Origin of the sequence: Streptomyces sp. NBC_01237, from assembly GCF_035917275.1 — a bacterium.
GTDB lineage: Bacteria > Actinomycetota > Actinomycetes > Streptomycetales > Streptomycetaceae > Streptomyces.
The window spans coordinates 5638860-5654965 of record NZ_CP108508.1; the positions used below are offsets into that span (position 1 = coordinate 5638860).

At 70.8% G+C, this 16106-nt stretch carries 15 protein-coding genes; 5 read left to right on the forward strand and 10 right to left on the reverse strand.

Features of this window, described 5'->3' with window-relative positions:
* Positions 1-64 precede the first annotated feature (64 nt).
* Positions 65-3403, reverse strand: a complete 3339-nt coding sequence (locus OG251_RS25290) for a S8 family serine peptidase (RefSeq protein ID WP_326679276.1) — start codon at positions 3401-3403, stop codon at positions 65-67.
* 281 nt (positions 3404-3684) lie between these two features.
* Between OG251_RS25290 and OG251_RS25295 the strand changes: the two genes are divergently transcribed.
* Entirely contained in the window at positions 3685-4032 is a 348-nt protein-coding gene (locus OG251_RS25295) for an STAS domain-containing protein (protein ID WP_442818373.1), read from the forward strand.
* A gap of 308 nt (positions 4033-4340) precedes the next feature.
* Here the strand turns inward: OG251_RS25295 and OG251_RS25300 are convergent, their stop codons facing one another.
* From OG251_RS25300 to OG251_RS25310, 3 genes are all read right to left on the reverse strand, one after another.
* On the reverse strand, positions 4341-5336 hold the full coding sequence (locus OG251_RS25300; protein WP_326679278.1) for a sigma-70 family RNA polymerase sigma factor: 996 nt from the start codon (positions 5334-5336) through the stop codon (positions 4341-4343).
* A 93-nt stretch (positions 5337-5429) separates the two neighbouring features.
* A complete protein-coding gene (locus tag OG251_RS25305) occupies positions 5430-6146 on the reverse strand; it encodes a L,D-transpeptidase family protein (protein ID WP_326679279.1) in 717 nt (238 codons plus the stop codon).
* Between the two features lie 154 nt (positions 6147-6300).
* Positions 6301-7596 carry an MFS transporter gene (locus tag OG251_RS25310; RefSeq protein WP_326679280.1) on the reverse strand — a complete coding sequence of 432 codons (1296 nt, stop codon included), beginning with the start codon at positions 7594-7596 and terminating at the stop codon, positions 6301-6303.
* Between the two features lie 62 nt (positions 7597-7658).
* Between OG251_RS25310 and OG251_RS25315 the strand changes: the two genes are divergently transcribed.
* Positions 7659-8612 carry a LysR family transcriptional regulator gene (locus OG251_RS25315; protein ID WP_073718206.1) on the forward strand — a complete coding sequence of 318 codons (954 nt, stop codon included), beginning with the start codon at positions 7659-7661 and terminating at the stop codon, positions 8610-8612.
* A 40-nt stretch (positions 8613-8652) separates the two neighbouring features.
* On the opposite strand, the gene OG251_RS25320 is transcribed toward OG251_RS25315, so the two are convergent.
* On the reverse strand, positions 8653-9417 hold the full coding sequence (locus tag OG251_RS25320; RefSeq protein ID WP_326679281.1) for an alpha/beta hydrolase: 765 nt from the start codon (positions 9415-9417) through the stop codon (positions 8653-8655).
* Positions 9418-9518: 101 nt separating this feature from the next.
* Here OG251_RS25320 and OG251_RS25325 point away from each other — a divergent pair, with 101 nt between their 5' ends.
* Positions 9519-10673, forward strand: coding sequence for an adenosine deaminase (locus tag OG251_RS25325; protein ID WP_326679282.1), 1155 nt, complete (start codon positions 9519-9521; stop codon positions 10671-10673).
* A 133-nt stretch (positions 10674-10806) separates the two neighbouring features.
* The gene (locus OG251_RS25330; RefSeq protein WP_266803229.1) at positions 10807-11100 is read left to right on the forward strand and encodes a hypothetical protein; all 294 of its coding nucleotides are present in this window, start codon (positions 10807-10809) and stop codon (positions 11098-11100) included.
* A gap of 95 nt (positions 11101-11195) precedes the next feature.
* On the opposite strand, the gene OG251_RS25335 is transcribed toward OG251_RS25330, so the two are convergent.
* The 5 genes from OG251_RS25335 to afsQ1 form a co-directional block, all read right to left on the reverse strand.
* Positions 11196-11402 (reverse strand): PspC domain-containing protein, encoded by a 207-nt coding sequence (locus OG251_RS25335; protein WP_073718202.1) that lies wholly within the window; start codon positions 11400-11402, stop codon positions 11196-11198.
* A gap of 90 nt (positions 11403-11492) precedes the next feature.
* Entirely contained in the window at positions 11493-12047 is a 555-nt protein-coding gene (locus OG251_RS25340) for a VanZ family protein (protein WP_326679284.1), read from the reverse strand.
* A 164-nt stretch (positions 12048-12211) separates the two neighbouring features.
* Positions 12212-12862, reverse strand: a complete 651-nt coding sequence (locus OG251_RS25345; protein ID WP_442818374.1) for a hypothetical protein — start codon at positions 12860-12862, stop codon at positions 12212-12214.
* Positions 12859-14409, reverse strand: a complete 1551-nt coding sequence (locus tag OG251_RS25350) for a HAMP domain-containing sensor histidine kinase (protein ID WP_326679285.1) — start codon at positions 14407-14409, stop codon at positions 12859-12861. The genes OG251_RS25345 and OG251_RS25350 overlap by 4 nt, the downstream gene beginning before the upstream one ends.
* A complete protein-coding gene (gene afsQ1, locus OG251_RS25355; RefSeq protein ID WP_073718952.1) occupies positions 14406-15083 on the reverse strand; it encodes a two-component system response regulator AfsQ1 in 678 nt (225 codons plus the stop codon). Before afsQ1 ends, OG251_RS25350 begins: the two co-directional genes overlap by 4 nt.
* Positions 15084-15264: 181 nt before the next feature.
* Here afsQ1 and OG251_RS25360 point away from each other — a divergent pair, with 181 nt between their 5' ends.
* Positions 15265-16026, forward strand: coding sequence for a SigE family RNA polymerase sigma factor (locus OG251_RS25360; RefSeq protein ID WP_326679286.1), 762 nt, complete (start codon positions 15265-15267; stop codon positions 16024-16026).
* Positions 16027-16106 lie beyond the last annotated feature (80 nt).

The window sequence follows — 16106 nt, forward strand, 5'->3', positions numbered from 1 at the left end:
TGCGGCGGGCCGCTGTCGTGCGGGGCGTCAGCCCCTGCGGGGCCTCAGCGCCTGCGGTCCGGGGTCACTTGCCCAGGTACGCGCTGTGGATCGTCACCGACGACTTGTTGCCCTTCTTGTCCGTGACGTTGGCCTTGAAGGAGATGGCCTTCCCCTTCGCCGGGTTCCTCACGGAGATCTTGCCCTTCTTGACGGTGACCTTCTTCCAGGTCTTGCCGTCGTTGTAACTCACGTACACCGTGAGCGACTTGAGGTTCTTGCCGGCGGCCGAGCCCTGCACCTTCACCGGCACCGATACGGCCTTGCCCGCCTTGGCCCGGCCGTCCGTGGTCAGCGCGGGGCTGAAGCGGACGGTGGACGCCGGGAGCTGGGCGCCCGGCGTCTTCTTGGAGCGGAACGACCAGCTCGCGTCGGTCCGGGTGGACAGCGCACCGATCTTCGCGCTGTGCCGCACCGAGGTGGTGAGCCGGTAGTCGGCGGCACCCGAGGGGACCTTGAAGAACTCGTCGCCCGTCAGCGGGTCATCGTTCTGGGCGATCTTCTTGCCGTTGCGGTAGAGGACCGTCTTCACCGAGGAGAGCTCCGGCGAACCGTAGTTGCCCTTGCCGTCGGCCAGGACCGGCAGGGCGGCGGTGATGTCGTTGCCGCTGCGGAAGATGCCCGACTCCGAGGACAGCAGGGGACCGAAGACCCCGGTGTTCACGGTCCTGGTGTAGCTCTTGCCGCCCTTGTACGCGGCCTCGTCGCCGACCATGTAGTACGCCTCGGTCAGCGGGAAGCCTTCCGGGGTGTGCCCGCCGACCTGCTGGAAGTCGAAGCTCCAACGGGCCTTGTCGAGGGTGGAGACGCGGACCGTGCGGGTACCGGGCAGCTTCTGCTCGACCGCTGTGCCGAAGAACTGCTCACTGTCGGGCAGCGAGGCCCACGCGTAGATCTGGCCGGTCTTCCTGGCGACCGCGCCGACACCCATGGACACCTTCAGCGTGGCGAACTGACCGGCCGTGAACTTTCGGCTGTAGCCCGTCGCGAGCTGCTTCACCTTTCCGCCGAGCGCGACGTTGTACTCGCTCGACGCGCCCTTGGTCCAGTTGCCCGTCCAGCTCTGGGAGAGCGAACCGTCGGTGATCTGCGGACCGACGTGGGCGGTGCCGAAGCCCTTCGTGTCGCCCAGGATCCAGCCGAAGCTCGCCTCGCTGTTCTTGGTCGAGACCGTGTACTCGGTCAACAGGCCCTGGGCCTTGGTGCCCTTCTCCGGCAGCGTGAAGGAGACCGGCTTCGCCGTGCGGGCGTCCAGCGTGACCGCGGTGGCACCGGTGACGTTCAGCTTCGGCTGAGCGAGCCAGTCGACGCCGGCCTCGGGGTTCTCGCTCGCGTAGATGTTGGCGTTCAGCGCGTACGTGCCCTTGGGCAGCCGCACCTTGGCCACTCCGTCGGTGACCACGGGGGCGACCGAGGCCCCCAGACCGTCGAGCGCGTCCAGAGCGACCTCCGCGAAGGCGGGGGCCCCGCCGGTGCGGCCGATGGTCTTCAGCGTGACGTCGTACGCCTCGCCCTCACGCTCGACCGCGGCCGCGGTGCGGACGCTCTGCCCGCCACCGGTGCCCACGACATACGCGGAGTACGAGCCGTTCTCCGCGCCGCCGAGCCGGGTGTCGGCCGTCAGCTCCACGTCGGTGGTGCCGCCCGCGGGGACGGTGACCTTGTCGGCGCCGAGGACGAAGAAGCCGGCCGGGGCGGGCTTGCCCTTCGGTCCGGTGCCCGCCACCGTCAGATCGAGCGTGACATCGCTCGTACCGAGGTTGCGGTACGTCACCTTCTTCGTGGCCGGGGTGTCATCGGTGTGCGGCCACTCCTGCACACCGAAACTCACCGAGACCGGGTCGGCGACGATGCTCTGGCCGAGCGCCCTGTCGACGGCGATCCGCCCCGAGCCCTGCTGGAACGCGTTGTACGCGCCCGGCTTCGTGGAGGCCGTCAGCGCGCCCTTCAGCTCGGTGTACGTCCACTGCGGGTGCTGCTGCTTGAGGAGCGCCGCGGCGCCCGCGACATGCGGGGTCGCCATCGACGTACCGGAGATGCTCAGGTAGCCGGGCGGGTTCTGGCCGACCTCCTGGTCGATCGCCGAACCGGGGGCGGCGGCCGCCGTGATGTCCACGCCGGGGGCGGTCACATCGGGCTTGATGGCACCGTCACCGATGCGCGGACCGCGGCTGGAGAAGTCCGCCAGCACGTTCTTGTCGTCGACGGCACCGACGGTCAGCGCGGCGTCCGCACTGCCCGGCGAGCCCACCGTGCCCGCCCCGTCGCCCTCGTTGCCCGCCGCGATGGCGAACAGGACGCCCTTCTCGGCCGACAGCTTGTTGACCGCCGCTTCGAGCGGGTCGATCTCGGGGGTGTCGCCGCCGCCGAGGCTCAGGTTGACGATGTCGGCGCCCTGGGCGACCGCCCACTCCATGCCCGCCAGGATGCCGGAGTCGTCGCCGAAGCCGTCGTCGTCGAGCACCTTGCCTTCGAGCAGCTTGGCGTCCGGGGCCACGCCCTTGAACTTTCCGCCGGACCTGGCGCCCGTACCGGCCGCGATCGAGGACACATGCGTGCCGTGCCCGACCCGGTCCTTGGTGTCGGGCGAGGCGGTGAAGTTCTTCGACGCGAGGATCTGGTTCTTGAGGTCGGGGTGCGTGGGGTCCACACCCGTGTCCAGGACCGCGATCTTCACGCCCTTGCCGGTGTACCCGGCCTGCCAGGCGACCGGTGCGCCGATCTGGGCGACGCTCTTGTCCAGGCTCGCCCGGCGCACCCCGTCCAGCCAGACCCGGTCGACGCCCGCCGCCGTGGTGCGCTGGGGGCTGTGGGCCTGCTTGCTGGTGAGGGCCTGCCAGATGTCCTTGGCGTCCCCCTTCGGCGTGGTCACCGACTCCGCGTTCAGCGACTTCAGGCTCCGGCCGACCCGGGTGGCGCCCGCGTCACGCACTTCGGCCTTCGCGGCCGCCGCCTGTGCTCCCCGGTAGCCGACGATCAGCCGCAGGCCCTTCTGCTGGGCGCGGCGGTTCTCGGGGCGGTTCAGCTCCGTGATGTCGAAGAGCCGTCGGTCCAGCTTTCCGGAGGCGATCAGCCGGTGGGCGTCGGCGGGTATGACGAGCGTGTGCCCGTCGCGTATCCGCTTCTGGACCGGTATCCCGGCACGCCCCTTCGCGGGCTCGAAGCCCACGACCCGTCCCTTGGCGTCGACCGTGACCCGGTCGCCGGTGATGAGCGTCAGATGGTGCGTCGCCCTGGCCGCGGCGCCGGCCCGGGAGCCGGCGGGACCGGCCCTGTCCGGCTGTGCCGCGGCGGGCGTGGTCATCCCCGCCGCGATGGCCACGGCTGCTGCCGCGGCGATCGTCGAAACACACGCGCTCTTCACGTGTCTGCGCAACTCTCCCCCTGGAGAATGAGGCGGTTCCTGGGAACCGTTGGTCTGTGGGCACCGCTGTGCTGCCGATGCCCACAGGTTCATGGAACAAGAGGGGAAATCGTGCGCACGGGTTCACGAAAGTGGTGCATGAGTGAGGAGTTGACGAAAAATGTGCGGGTGAGTGAGCGGAACTGCGGGCGGACGGGCGGAATCACGGGCGGGCAACGTCGATTTCTCGACAGCGGCAGATGAGTTTCGGCGGCTGTGCCGGTCTGCTTGGTGTGGATGCCATGAACCCGATCGTTCTTGTCGTCGAGGGCCGCGTCACCCGGTCCGCCGTGCCGGGTCTCTGCGCGGAACTGGAGTCGCTGCTGCGGAGCCCGCAGGCCGCCGCCCTCGGCCCGGCCGAGGCGGTGGAGTGCGATGTGGGCGGGGTCGTCCAGCCGGATCTGGCCCTGGTCGAGGCGGTGGCCCGGCTGGGGCTCGTGGCGCGCAGGGCGGGCGGCAGGCGGCTACGGCTGCGCCGGGTGCCGCCGGAGGTCCGGACCCTGCTGCGTCTGGTGGGGCTGGCCGATGTGGTGGTCCTGGACGACCCGGAGCAACGGGTTCCAGGGCCGCACCGGCCGCCCGTGCCCTGAGGAGTCTCCCGCTCGGTCCGGGCCGGTGCTCACACAGGTCACCGCGTAGGCGGTACCGCTGTCGCCGGGCTGCGTCGGCAGCGGTGACGGCGGCGGGTCGTCGCAGAGGTGGTCGTACCAGTGCTCCGGCTGCGGTCCCGGTTCCGTGCCCGCACCGGCGGAGGGCCGGGGGGCCGGCCCGCTCGTCGCGGCCGGCTCACCCACCCACTGGGTCAGCCCCCACCCGCCCGCCGCCGGCACGGCCCAGCCGCCCACCAGGCCGTACCGCCATCCCCGGCCGTACCGCCATCCCCGGCCGGAGCGTCGGCTCACGCCGTTTCGGCGGGGAGGTGGTCGGGCAGCCCGAACAGCGGGAACCAGCGCGGGGTGTCCAGGAAGCAGTGCATCGCGGAGATCGCACCGTCCGTGATGTCGATGACCTGCAACGCCCATGGCACGAAACCGGGCCCCTCGGGGTTCGGCTTGTAGTGCGCGAACGCCGGTGTCCCGTTGGCCTCGGTCGCCACCAGACGGGAGCCCGCGCAGCTCGCGCCGAAGGAGAGCATGAAGCCGGTGATGTCCTCGTGCCCCTTCAGCCAGAGGTCGAACGGCGGCATCGTCATCACGGCGTCCTCGTGGAGCAGCGCGGTCAGTGCCGTCATGTCGTAGCCCTCGAACGCCGCCACGTACCGTTCGAGGAGCTTCTGCTGCTCCGCGTCGAGCGGATTCGCGGTGTCCGCGGCCCGGTCCTCGGACTCCGTCAGTGTGGCCCGCGCCCGCTGGAGGGCGCTGTTGACCGAGGCGACCGAGGTGTCGAGCAGTTCGGCGACCTCACTCGCCTTCCAGGCGAGGACCTCGCGCAGGATCAGCACGGCCCGCTGCTTGGGGGGCAGATGCTGAAGTGCGGCGACGAACGCGAGGCGCACCGACTCCCGGGCCACGGCGGCCTCCGCGGGATCTTCCACCGACGGCAGGATCCGGCCGTCCGGCATCGGCTCCAGCCAGGTGTTCTCGGGCAGCGGGTTGAGCGCCGCGCGGGCCAGCGGGGTGGGTCCGCTCAGATCCATCGGCCTGGCCCGCTTGTTGCCCGCGTTCAGCATGTCCAGACAGACGTTCGTCGCGATCCGGTAGAGCCAGGACCGCAGCGAGGAACGGCCCTCGAACTTGTCGAAATTGCGCCAGGCCCTCACCAGGGTGTCCTGGACCGCGTCCTCGGCCTCGAAGGCCGAGCCGAGCATCCGGTAGCAGTAGCCGGTCAGCTCGACCCGGTGCCCTTCCAGACGGCTGTCGACGCTCGCCGTGGCCGTCTTCGTCAGATCGCTCATCGCTCCACCCCTGTTGCGCTGTGACACCGCTCATCCAGCACTCTGGAAGCTACCGCAGGCCACTGACAATCGGGTGGGAAGCACCAAAGCCCCTCACGTTCCGGGCTTGCGTCCGTACACGAAGACGTCGTCGCCCTTCTTCAGCAGCTTCCAGTACGACTTCGCGTCCGCGGGCCGCATGTTGACGCAGCCGCCCGAGCCCGGAGGGTTGTACATGGACTTGGTGACCGAGTGGAACGCCTGGCCGCCGTCGAAGAACTGGGAGTACGGCATCCAGACCTTGTAGATCGTCGACCAGTGCTTGATGTCGCGCCAGTACACCTTGCTCGCGCCGGTACGTGTCTCCGCGCCGTCGCGCCCGGTCCGCACCGGCACCGGCCCGAACTTCAGCTTCTTGCCGTCCTGGATCCAGCTCAGCTGCCGCGTCAGGTCCACGCACGCGATGCGCCCCTTGTCGGTGGGGCACTTCTTCGCCTTGTCGGGGTTCTTCCCGGCGGCCTTCTGGTCGAGCATCGTGTTCATGGTGCGCCAGGTGACCGGCCCCGCGTACCCGATGGTGGGCGTGATCCCGTGGGCCTTCTGGAACTTCTGGGTGGCCTTGCAGTCGGCCGTCGACTGCTTGCCGTCGACGGGCCGCTTCAGGAACTTCTCCACCTTCTTCTGGTACGGCCCGGTGGACTTCGTGCAGGACGCCGCCTGGGCGGCGGTGCCGGTGCCCAGGACCAGCGCGGGCGCCGCCACCAGCCCGGCGACGGACAGCGCGACCCCGCGCCGCAGTCGCACGGCAGGTATCTTCTGTGTGACTCTCATGTACGCCAACTCCCCTTCGCAGGCAGTACGTTGGTCTCGTCTGCTAGGACGCGCGAAGGGGAGTGGAGGTTGCGCGGGCTGACCTCTCGATCGGGTACCGGTCGGGGTCCGGCCGGTACGCGCCGTCAGCGGTTCAGCGGTTTCCGCAGGTGGTTCAGCGCGTGGCGGGGACGAGCGCGCGCCGTTCGGCCCGCGCGACCCGGGTCCCGTACAGCGTGATCGATACGACGCCGAGGACCGCGAGCAGCCCCAGCGCCACCGTCCCCGCCCAGCCCCCGGCGTGGAAGGCGACCGCACCGAGCGTGCCGCCCGCGCTGGAGCCCAGGTAGTACGCGGACTGGTAGAGCGCGGATGCCTGGGCGCGGCCGGTGGTGGCCGTACGGCTCACCGAGGACGAGGCGACCGCGTGCCCGGCGAAGAACCCGGCCGTGATCAGCACCAGGCCCAGCAGTACGGCGGGCAGCTGGTCGGCCAGGGAGAGCAGCAGACCGGCGGCCGTGGTGGAGACGGCCAGGTAGAGCGCTCCCCGGCGGCCGAGCCGGGCGACCAGCTGTCCGGCCGCGGCGGAGGAGACCGTACCGACCAGGTAGACCAGGAAGATCGAGCCGACGATGCCCTGCGGGAGGCTGAACGGGGCCTCGACCAGCCGGTAGCCGATCACGGTGTAGACCGCGCCGAACACCGTCATGAACAGGGCGCCGATCGCGTACAGGCGGCGCAGCAGCGGATCGGCGAGGTGCCCGCCGACGGTCTTCGCCAGGGCCTTCGGGTTCAGCGAGCCGGGCGTGAAGTGCCGGGCCTTGGGGATCATGAAGTGGAAGACGACCGCACAGGCCACGGCGAGCAGCCCCACGGAGAAGAGCGCGGCCCGCCAGCCCCACAGCTGGGCGACCCAGCCGGTGAGGATGCGGCCGCTCATGCCGCCGATGCTGTTGCCCGCCACGAACAGCCCGATCGCGGCGACCAGCGCCTTGGGCCGCACCTCCTCGGCCAGATACGCCATCGCGGAGGCCGGCAGCCCGGCGAGCGCGGCTCCCTGTACGGCCCGCAGCGCGATCAGCCAGCCGAGCGACGGGGCGAACGGGATGAGCAGACCCACCAGCACGGCGACCGTCAGCGAGGCGGTCATCATCTGCCGCCGCCCGAACCGCTCGGAGAGCGCGCTCAGCGGCAGGACGCACAGGGCCAGCGCCCCGGTGGCCGCGGAGACCGTCCAGCTCGCCTGTCCCGCCGTGGCGCCGAAGGAGGCGGAGACGGCGGGCAGCAGGGCCTGGGTGGAGTAGAGGAGGGCGAACGTCGCGATCCCGGCGGCGAAGAGCGCGAAGCTCATCCGGCGGTAGCCGGGGCGGCCGGGCTCAAGACGCGCGGTGGCGTCGGTGGTGGAGAGGAGGGACGGCGCGGCTGAGGCATCCACGGCGAGGGTGGATGCCCCGGTACTGGCAGGAGGCATACGTCGAAAGTAGGCTTCCGGGTTTCATGCGTCCAATGCACGAACTCGCCATAATCGTTCCCATGGTGCATGAACGCAGCTCACAGCCTCGGCTGTCACCGAGCAGTTACGAAGAAGACATCCGCGCGGTACTCGCGCCGAGGCTCGCGTACTTCGCGGCGGTGGCCCGTCACGAGCACGTCACCCGCGCCGCGCACGAGCTGGGAGTCCCGCAGTCGACGCTCTCGCGGGCCATGGTCAGACTCGAACAGGATCTGGGCGTCGCCCTGTTCGCCCGCCGGGGCCGCACCGTCTCGCTCACCCCGGCGGGCCGCACCTTCCTGGGCTCGGCGGAGCGGGCGCTGGCCGAGGTGGAGAAGGCCGCCGACTCCGTACGGGCGGACGCCGACCCGAGCGCGGGCAAGGTCGCCTTCGGCTTCCTGCACACCATGGGATCCGAGACCGTGCCCGCCCTGATCCGGGCCTTCCGCGTCGACCACCCCAAGGTCCGCTTCCAGCTCGTCCAGAACTACGGCGAGGCGATGATCGAACGTCTGCGGGCGGGCGGCCTCGACCTCTGCCTCACCTCACCCGTCCCCGACGCCCCGGACCTGGTAGCCCGCCGCCTCGACGAGCAGCGGCTGCGCCTGGTGGTCCCCGACGACCACCGCCTCGCGGGCCGCCGCCGCGTCCGCCTCGCGGAGGCCGCCGACGAATTCTTCGTCACCCTGGAACCGGGCTACGGCCTGCGGCGGATCACCGACGACCTCTGCGCGGAGGCGGGCTTCACCCCGCGGGTCGCCTTCGAGGGCGAGGAGGCCGAGACCCTGCGGGGTCTGGTCGCGGCGGGACTCGGGGTGGCCCTCCTGCCGCCCCCCGCGGTGGCCCGGCCCGGCGTCGTCGAGCTGACCGTCACGGCGCCGCGGGCGGCCCGGGAGATCGGCGTCGCCTGGCTGGACGGCCACCCGGACACCCCGCCCGTCGCCGCCTTCAAGCGCTTCCTGCTCTCCCGCCGGGGCCATCTGCTCCCGGACTGACCGGCCGGGCGGGCGCGGCCGGCTCCCGGACCGGGCGGCGCTACGGGCGCAGCGAGCGGCCGAACCCGGCGGCCAGCGGCATCCGCAGCCCCAGCGGCGGCGGTGCCGCCAGTGCGTCGGCCACCGGCCGGGCGTAGGACCGGGCGAACAGCGATCCCCGGACGAAGTCGGCGGCCAGCGCCTCCACTTCGGACCGGTGCTGGCGCAGCGCGTGCCCGTCGGAGTGGACCTCGAAGCGGCAGGTGTCCCGGTTGGACTTCTTGGCCCGCTCGGCCAGCCGGTACGACAGCTCCGGGTCCGTGTGCGCGTCGTTCGTGCCGTGCACGATCAGCACCCGCCGCCCCACCAGTTGCTTCACCGGCTCCGGATCGGGCTCGTCCGGGGCGTGGTCCGGCAGCCAGGGGGCCATCGCCAGCACGGAGGTCACGGCGGTGTGCCCGCCGGCCCGCAGCGCGGCCCGGCCGCCCATGCCGTGGCCGACGAGGCAGACGGGGACGTCGCCGTAGCGCCGTACGGCCTCGTCGGCCGCCCACTCGGCGTCCGCCGCCGGGGCCGCGTCACCGTTCCAGCCGCGGGCGCGGTAGCGCAGCACATGCACCGCGAGACCGTCGTCCCGGCCCGCGCGGGCCAGGGTCCGGGCGAACGGCAGCTGGACCGCGTACGACCATGCGGAAGGACGGCGGGGCGAGTCCGCCCTGCCGTCCGGGAGCAGCAGGACGACGCCGCTGACCTCGGGTGGTGCTCCGGCCGTGAGGACGGCCCGTCCCAGCCTCGCAGCAGGCAGGGGAAGTGCGCGCTGTGCCATGACAGAACAGTCTCAGAAGGAGAGGTGTACTCCACCCGACTTCGCGGTCACTGTTACGCATCGGCGAAGCGCTCTACGCGCGTAGGCGCTAGAGTGCCAAGATGACGAGCCAGACCCTGAATGTCCCCGATTCCGACCAGATCCGGCGTGCCCCCAAGGTGCTCCTCCACGACCACCTCGACGGCGGCCTGCGCCCCGGCACGATCGTGGACCTGGCGCGCGAGCAGGGCTACGACGACCTTCCCGAGACCGAGCCCGACAAGCTCGGCGTCTGGTTCCGCGAGGCGGCCGACTCCGGTTCGCTGGAGCGCTACCTGGAGACGTTCGCCCACACCTGCGCCGTCATGCAGACCCGTGAGGCCCTGTTCCGGGTGGCCGCCGAGTGCGCCGAGGACCTCGCCGAGGACGGTGTCGTCTACGCCGAGGTGCGCTACGCCCCCGAGCAGCACCTGACCGGCGGACTGACCCTCGAAGAGGTCGTCGAAGCGGTCAACGAGGGCTTCCGCGAGGGCGAGCGCCGGGCCCGCGCGAACGGCCACCGCATCCGCGTCGGAGCGCTCCTCACCGCGATGCGGCACGCCGCCCGCGCCCTGGAGATCGCCGAACTCGCCAACCGCTACCGCGACCTGGGCGTCGCCGGCTTCGACATCGCGGGCGCCGAGGCGGGCTACCCGCCCACCCGGCACCTCGACGCGTTCGAGTACCTCAAGCGCGAGAACAACCACTTCACGATCCACGCGGGCGAGGCGTTCGGGCTCCCGTCGATCTGGCAGGCGCTCCAGTGGTGCGGCGCCGACCGCCTCGGCCACGGCGTCCGCATCATCGACGACATCGAGGTCGCCGACGACGGCACCGTGACGCTGGGCCGTCTCGCCTCCTACGTACGCGACAAGCGCATCCCGCTGGAGCTGTGCCCGACCTCCAACCTCCAGACCGGCGCCGCCGACTCCTACGCCGAGCACCCCATCGGGCTGCTGCGGAAGCTGCATTTCCGCGCCACGGTGAACACGGACAACCGGCTGATGAGCGGGACGAGCATGAGTCGGGAATTCGAGAAGCTGATCGAGACTTTCGGATACACGCTCGACGACATGCAGTGGTTCACAGTCAATGCGATGAAATCAGCGTTCATTCCTTTCGATGAACGTCTGGCGATGATCAACGACGTCGTCAAGCCCGGATACGCGGAACTGAAGTCCGAATGGCTGTTCCGGCAGACCGCCGCGACCAGCGGTTCTTCGTCCCTGGTGGGCTGATAGCAGCTCAGGGGAAACGGCCGGGGCCTTCGTGTCCCGGCCGTTTTTCGTGTGTCGCCATGTTTGCGGAACAGGTAATGAGCTGGCTACGTTGCGAAGCCGCTCACATTCCCTTCCCCAAGGACGAATTCTCATGAAGAAGTCTGCTGCCAGGACTCTCGGCGTCGCCGCCCTCGGTGCCGCTTTCGCCGCTGCCGCCGCCGGCAGTGCCTCCGCCGTCACCGCGCTGCCGGTCGACGCCGTCGCCGGTGCGCTCCCCGTCTCCACCAGCGCCCTGGACACCGTCGCCAAGTCCCTGCCGGTCCAGGAGACCGCGAACAAGGTCCTCGGCGGCGAGGCCACCGACGCCGTCGCCCCCGTCACCGGCCTGCTCGGCGGCCTGCCCACCAAGGGCCTGTCGGCGAACGGGATCCCGCTCGGCGGCTGATCACCACCCCCGCGGCACACCACCGCACATGCCAGTGGGGCACACACCCGGTCCGGGTGTGTGCCCCACTGCGCGTTCTCCCCGTGGTCCGCGCGTCACCAGGCCGTCGCGGACGTGGCGGACTTCTCCGACGGCAGCAGCGCCCACAGCGCCAGGTACAGCAGGAACTGCGGGCCGGGGAGCAGACACGAGGCGACGAAGATGATCCGCATCGTCCCTGCGGAGATGCCGAAGCGCCGTGCCAGCGCTGCGCACACTCCACCGATCATGCGTCCTTCGCGGGGGCGGGCAAGTGCGGCCATGGTGGGCTCCTTCGTGAACCGTTCCGGGGGAGCGGTGGGTGGCTCCCGATGTATCCATAGTGGCCCGGCGAAGCGGTACGAAACATCGCTCTACGGTGCGATGCCGACCCTGGGAATCGTCGGGGTCGGGCCCCCAGGGGCCTCGTCCCTGAGGCGGGGGGCGTCTCGTACCCCCGGATGTTCGCGGCGGCGCAGCCGGGCCCGGCACACCGGGACGACCAGCAGATGGGCCAGTCCCACCCCGGCGGTGTTCAGCAGCAGCGAGTCGATGTCCACCACCTGTCCGGGCACGGCGGTCTGCGCCAGCTCGATGGCCAGCGAGATCAGGGCACCGGCGGCGACCGTGCGCACCAGCGAGACCCACGGGGAGACGAAGAGCCGCCCCCCGGCCAAGGGCAGCAGCACACCCAGCGGGGCCAGCAGGAGCAGCCCCTCACCGATACGGCGGGCCGCCTCGACCGGGCCGAGAGCCAGATCCGCCCTGATACCGGCCAACGGCTCGAAATTCGCGGCCGTCATCCAGGGCACATCCAGCGGGCGCAGAGTCAGCCACGCGACGAACAGCAGATGCGCGAAGAGGAGAGAGACCCCCGCCGCGCGGAAGCGGATGACGGTCTGGCCGCCCGAACCTTGACGCACGTCCACCAAGACGCCACGACCGGCAGGATCGGTTCCGCGCGACCGCGGGAAGGTGCGTCCGGTGCGACGGCGAGCGGTCCGCGCCCCGATCGCCCCCGACCGCGCCCGTTCGGCCGTACCGGCCCGGGCAGCTCCGACGCGTCCGCTCGGAGCGCTCGGCCGGGGGTGGCTCAGCGCAGTTCGACCGCGCCGAGCGTCGGTACGTCCTGAGGCCGCGCCTTCGTCTCCGTCGTGCACAGATAGCCCCGCGGCGCGTAGTTACCGGGGCCGCCCAGGACGACGGTGCCCGCGGAGACGAGCACGTCGCTCTCCGCGTATGTGCAGACGAGCTGGGCCAGCGCCTCCGCCGACAGGTCCTCGGGCTGCGTACTGAGCCTCAGCGTGCCCCGCGGGTCGCTCCTGTGCCCCCCGGTGACCCGCAGGCTTGTCGGCACCGCGGTGGAGAACCCGGCCCGGCGCTCGTCGGCGGGCGGCGGGGACTGCACCTCGTCCAGCAGGGCCCGCGCGACCAGCAGACGGTCGGACGTCGTCGCGGGGACCGGCACGGTGCGGTCGACCGTCACCAGCTGTGAGGCGCACACCAGATAGACGTCGACCTCGATGCCGTCCAGCGCCTTCGTGGCGGAGTCCGGCGAGGAGAGGCGGCACGGCACCCGCGACGGTGCCGCCCCGGCGTCCACCGGCACCGACGTGGTCCGGATCCCGCAGCCGGAGAGCAGGGCCACCCCGGCCAGGGCGGCGGCCAGCACGACGGCGGGCCGCCGCGGGCCGCCCGTGCGTCCCCCGCGGGGTGCCCGGGACGTGCGCTCGCTGCGCCTCACGTCGCCTCACCCTCCTCGTTGCGGCCTTGCGCGCCGTGTGTGTCGGTTCCGGTCCCGTCGGGCCCGGCGAGCTCCTCGGCGTCGCGCGGCAGTCTGAGGACGAACACGGCGCCGTCACCGTCCGGGGAGTTCGCGGCCGTGATGTCGCCGCCGTGGATATGGGCATTCTCCATGGCGATGGACAGCCCGAGGCCGCTGCCCTCGGAGCGCGGCCGGGAGGCGCTGGCCTTGTAGAACCGGTCGAAGACATGCGGCAGGACGTCCTGCGGGATGCCGGGGCCGTGGTCGCGCACCTCGATGACCAGTTCCTCGCCCTCGGTCCGCACCGCCACCCGCACCGGCGAACCACCGTGCTTGAGCGCGTTGCCGATCAGATTCGCCAGGATCACATCGAGGCGGCGCGGATCGAGCCGCACCATCATGCCGCGCTCCGCGTCCAGATCCACCGCGTCCAGCCAGGCACGGGCGTCGATGCACGCGGTGACCTGGTCGGCGACATCGACCGTGTCCAGGACGAGCCGGGCCGTACCCGCGTCGAAGCGGGTGACCTCCATCAGATTCTCCACCAGGTCGTTCAGCCGCCGGGTCTCGCTCACCACCAGATGCACGGCGGGCGCGATCATCGGGTCGAGGCTGTCGGCCTCGTCCTCCAGCACCTCCGCCACCGCGGTGATCGCGGTCAGCGGGGTCCGCAGCTCATGGGACATGTCGGCGACGAAGCGGCGGCTCGCCTCCTCCCGCGCGGTCATGTCCGCGACCTTCTTCTCCAGCGAGTGCGCGGTCCTGTTGAACGTGTGGGACAGATCGGCCAGCTCATCCGTACCGGAGACCACGAGCCGGGTGTCGAGCTTGCCCTCGCCGAGCTTGCGGGCCGCGTCACCGAGCCGCTGCACGGGGCGCAGCACGGTCGTCGCCGCGGCCTGCGCGAGCAGCGCCGAACCGACCAGCGCCAGACCGGTGGCGATCCCCAGCGACCAGGCCAGCGAGTTCAGATCCTCACGCTCCTGGTCGAGCGACTTCAGCATGTACCCCGTCGGACCGCCGCCGATGATCTTCGTACCGGCCACCAGGTACGGCTTGCCCGCGATCTTCGTACGCTGCCAGAACAGGTGGTACTCAAACTTGTTGCCCGACGTCAGCTGCTGCTTCCGGCTCACCTGCTTCTGCAGCGAGTCCGGCACATTGACCCGGGTGAACGTGTCCAGATCCGAGTAGCCCACGATCGGCTTGCCGCTGTCGCGCTCGTCCACCAGCAGCACGCTGTAGCCCGGACTGCTGCTCGCCATCCGTACGGCGGCGCTCTGCAGGTCGTCCTTGGTGGGCCGCACCGGCAGCGTGGCCGCCGTGCCCTGCATCTGCCGCCGGAAGTCGCCGAGCGCCGTGTCCTGGGTGCGGTTCAGCACCGCCTCGCGGTTCAGCCAGTAGGCGATCCCCGACGCGGAGACCGCGGCGGTCAGTGCGACCAGGGCGAACACGACCACGAGCCGCAGCCGCAGACTGGTCCACCGAAGACCCGCGCGGAGTGAGCGTTTTGCGGATTCACTCACTGAGGCGAGTCCAGCCGGTAGCCCACGCCCCGCACCGTACGGATCAGGGTCGGCGAGGACGGCACGTCCTCCACCTTCGCGCGCAGCCGCTGCACACAGGCGTCCACCAGCCGGGAGTCACCGAGGTAGTCGTGTTCCCAGACCAGCCGCAGCAACTGCTGCCGGGACAGCGCCTGGCCGGGCCGGCGGCTCAGCTCCAGCAGGAGCCGCAGCTCGGTCGGCGTGAGCTGAAGATCCTCACCGTCCTTGGTGACCGTCATCGCGGAGCGGTCGATGACCACGGTCCCGAAGGTCGCCGAGTCGGTGGACTCGCGCTCGCCCCGGCGCAGCACCGCACGGATACGGGCGTCCAGCACCCGGCCCTGCACGGGTTTCACCACATAGTCGTCCGCGCCGGACTCCAGTCCCACCACGACGTCGATGTCGTCGCTGCGCGCGGTCAGCAGAATGATCGGCAGTTGGTCGGTGCGGCGGATACGCCGGCACACCTCGAAACCGTCGATCCCGGGCAGCATCACATCCAGCACGACCAGGTCGGGCCGCTGCTCCCGCAGCAGGTTCAGGCCGTCCTCTCCTGTCGCCGCGGTGGCCACACGGTGGCCCTGGCGTGACAGCGAGAGTTCGAGGGCCGTGCGGATGGCGTCGTCGTCCTCGATCAGCAACAGGAAAGGCACGTGGGTCATTCTGACCCATGGTGGCGCCTCAGTTCGACAGTTGGAGTCCTCTCATCGTTCCGGCCCGGCCCAACAGGCCCTGTGACAGCCCTGTGACAGTCGCAGGACAACGTGATGAAACTGGCCGGGCAAGCTCGTTGGCACATGGAACGAACGGACTCCACCGATGAGGGGGCGCGAGATGAACGCACTGCACAGCACCAGCTCAAGCGCAGTTGTCACGCGTCTCCACGACGTCGGCCGGAGCCTGGAGAAGTCCGGTGCAACGAGCGGACGGGGGTGCGTTCGCGGCACCGGGCGTCAGCATCCGTCGTACATAACGGTTGTTGACGTGCCCATCGGGGCCAACGGGGGAAAGCACGGGGGAACCGCGTACGGGGAGGTCACGGGGGAGCGGAAGACCGCGGCGGAGACCGAGGACGCCGAAGCGGCGTTCACGGCCTACGTCCAGGAGCGCCGCGCCTCCCTGTACGCAACCGCCTATCACCTGACCGGCGACCGGTTCGAGGCCGAGGACCTGCTGCAGAGCGCCCTCTTCTCGACGTACCGGGCGTGGGACAGGATCAGTGACAAGGCGGCGGTCGGCGGGTATCTCCGCCGCACCATGACCAATCTGCACATCAGCGCCTGGCGCAGGCGCAAGCTCAACGAGTATCCGACCGAGGAGCTGCCGGAGACGGTGGGCGACACGGACGCGATGCGCGGAACGGAACTGCGTGCGGTGCTCTGGCAGGCGCTCGCACGGCTGCCGGAACTCCAGCGCACGATGCTGGTCCTGCGGTACTACGAGGGCCGCACCGATCCGGAGATCGCGTCGATCCTCGACATCAGTGTCGGCACGGTGAAGTCGAGCATCTGGCGGTCGCTCCGCCGGCTGCGCGAGGACGAGGTCCTCAGCTTCGGCCGTGACGAGGAAGAGTCCTTCGGCGAGCTGGTGGCCTGAGGCAACGGGGGAAACGGGGATACGGGGGAAACGGCCGGCGCTTCGGGGGAGGCGGCGGTACGGGGATACGGGGACACGGG

Excerpts from the sequence above, each read along its gene's own strand:
- OG251_RS25295 (WP_442818373.1), top strand. The coding sequence starts at position 3,685 with ATGAACCCGATCGTTCTTGTCGTCGAGGGCCGCGTCACCCGGTCCGCC.
- OG251_RS25300 (WP_326679278.1), bottom strand. The coding sequence starts at position 5,336 with ATGAGCGATCTGACGAAGACGGCCACGGCGAGCGTCGACAGCCGTCTG.
- OG251_RS25305 (WP_326679279.1), bottom strand. The coding sequence starts at position 6,146 with ATGAGAGTCACACAGAAGATACCTGCCGTGCGACTGCGGCGCGGGGTC.
- OG251_RS25310 (WP_326679280.1), bottom strand. The coding sequence starts at position 7,596 with ATGCCTCCTGCCAGTACCGGGGCATCCACCCTCGCCGTGGATGCCTCA.
- OG251_RS25315 (WP_073718206.1), top strand. The coding sequence starts at position 7,659 with ATGGTGCATGAACGCAGCTCACAGCCTCGGCTGTCACCGAGCAGTTAC.
- OG251_RS25320 (WP_326679281.1), bottom strand. The coding sequence starts at position 9,417 with ATGGCACAGCGCGCACTTCCCCTGCCTGCTGCGAGGCTGGGACGGGCC.
- OG251_RS25325 (WP_326679282.1), top strand. The coding sequence starts at position 9,519 with ATGACGAGCCAGACCCTGAATGTCCCCGATTCCGACCAGATCCGGCGT.
- OG251_RS25330 (WP_266803229.1), top strand. The coding sequence starts at position 10,807 with ATGAAGAAGTCTGCTGCCAGGACTCTCGGCGTCGCCGCCCTCGGTGCC.
- OG251_RS25335 (WP_073718202.1), bottom strand. The coding sequence starts at position 11,402 with ATGGCCGCACTTGCCCGCCCCCGCGAAGGACGCATGATCGGTGGAGTG.
- OG251_RS25360 (WP_326679286.1), top strand. The coding sequence starts at position 15,265 with ATGAACGCACTGCACAGCACCAGCTCAAGCGCAGTTGTCACGCGTCTC.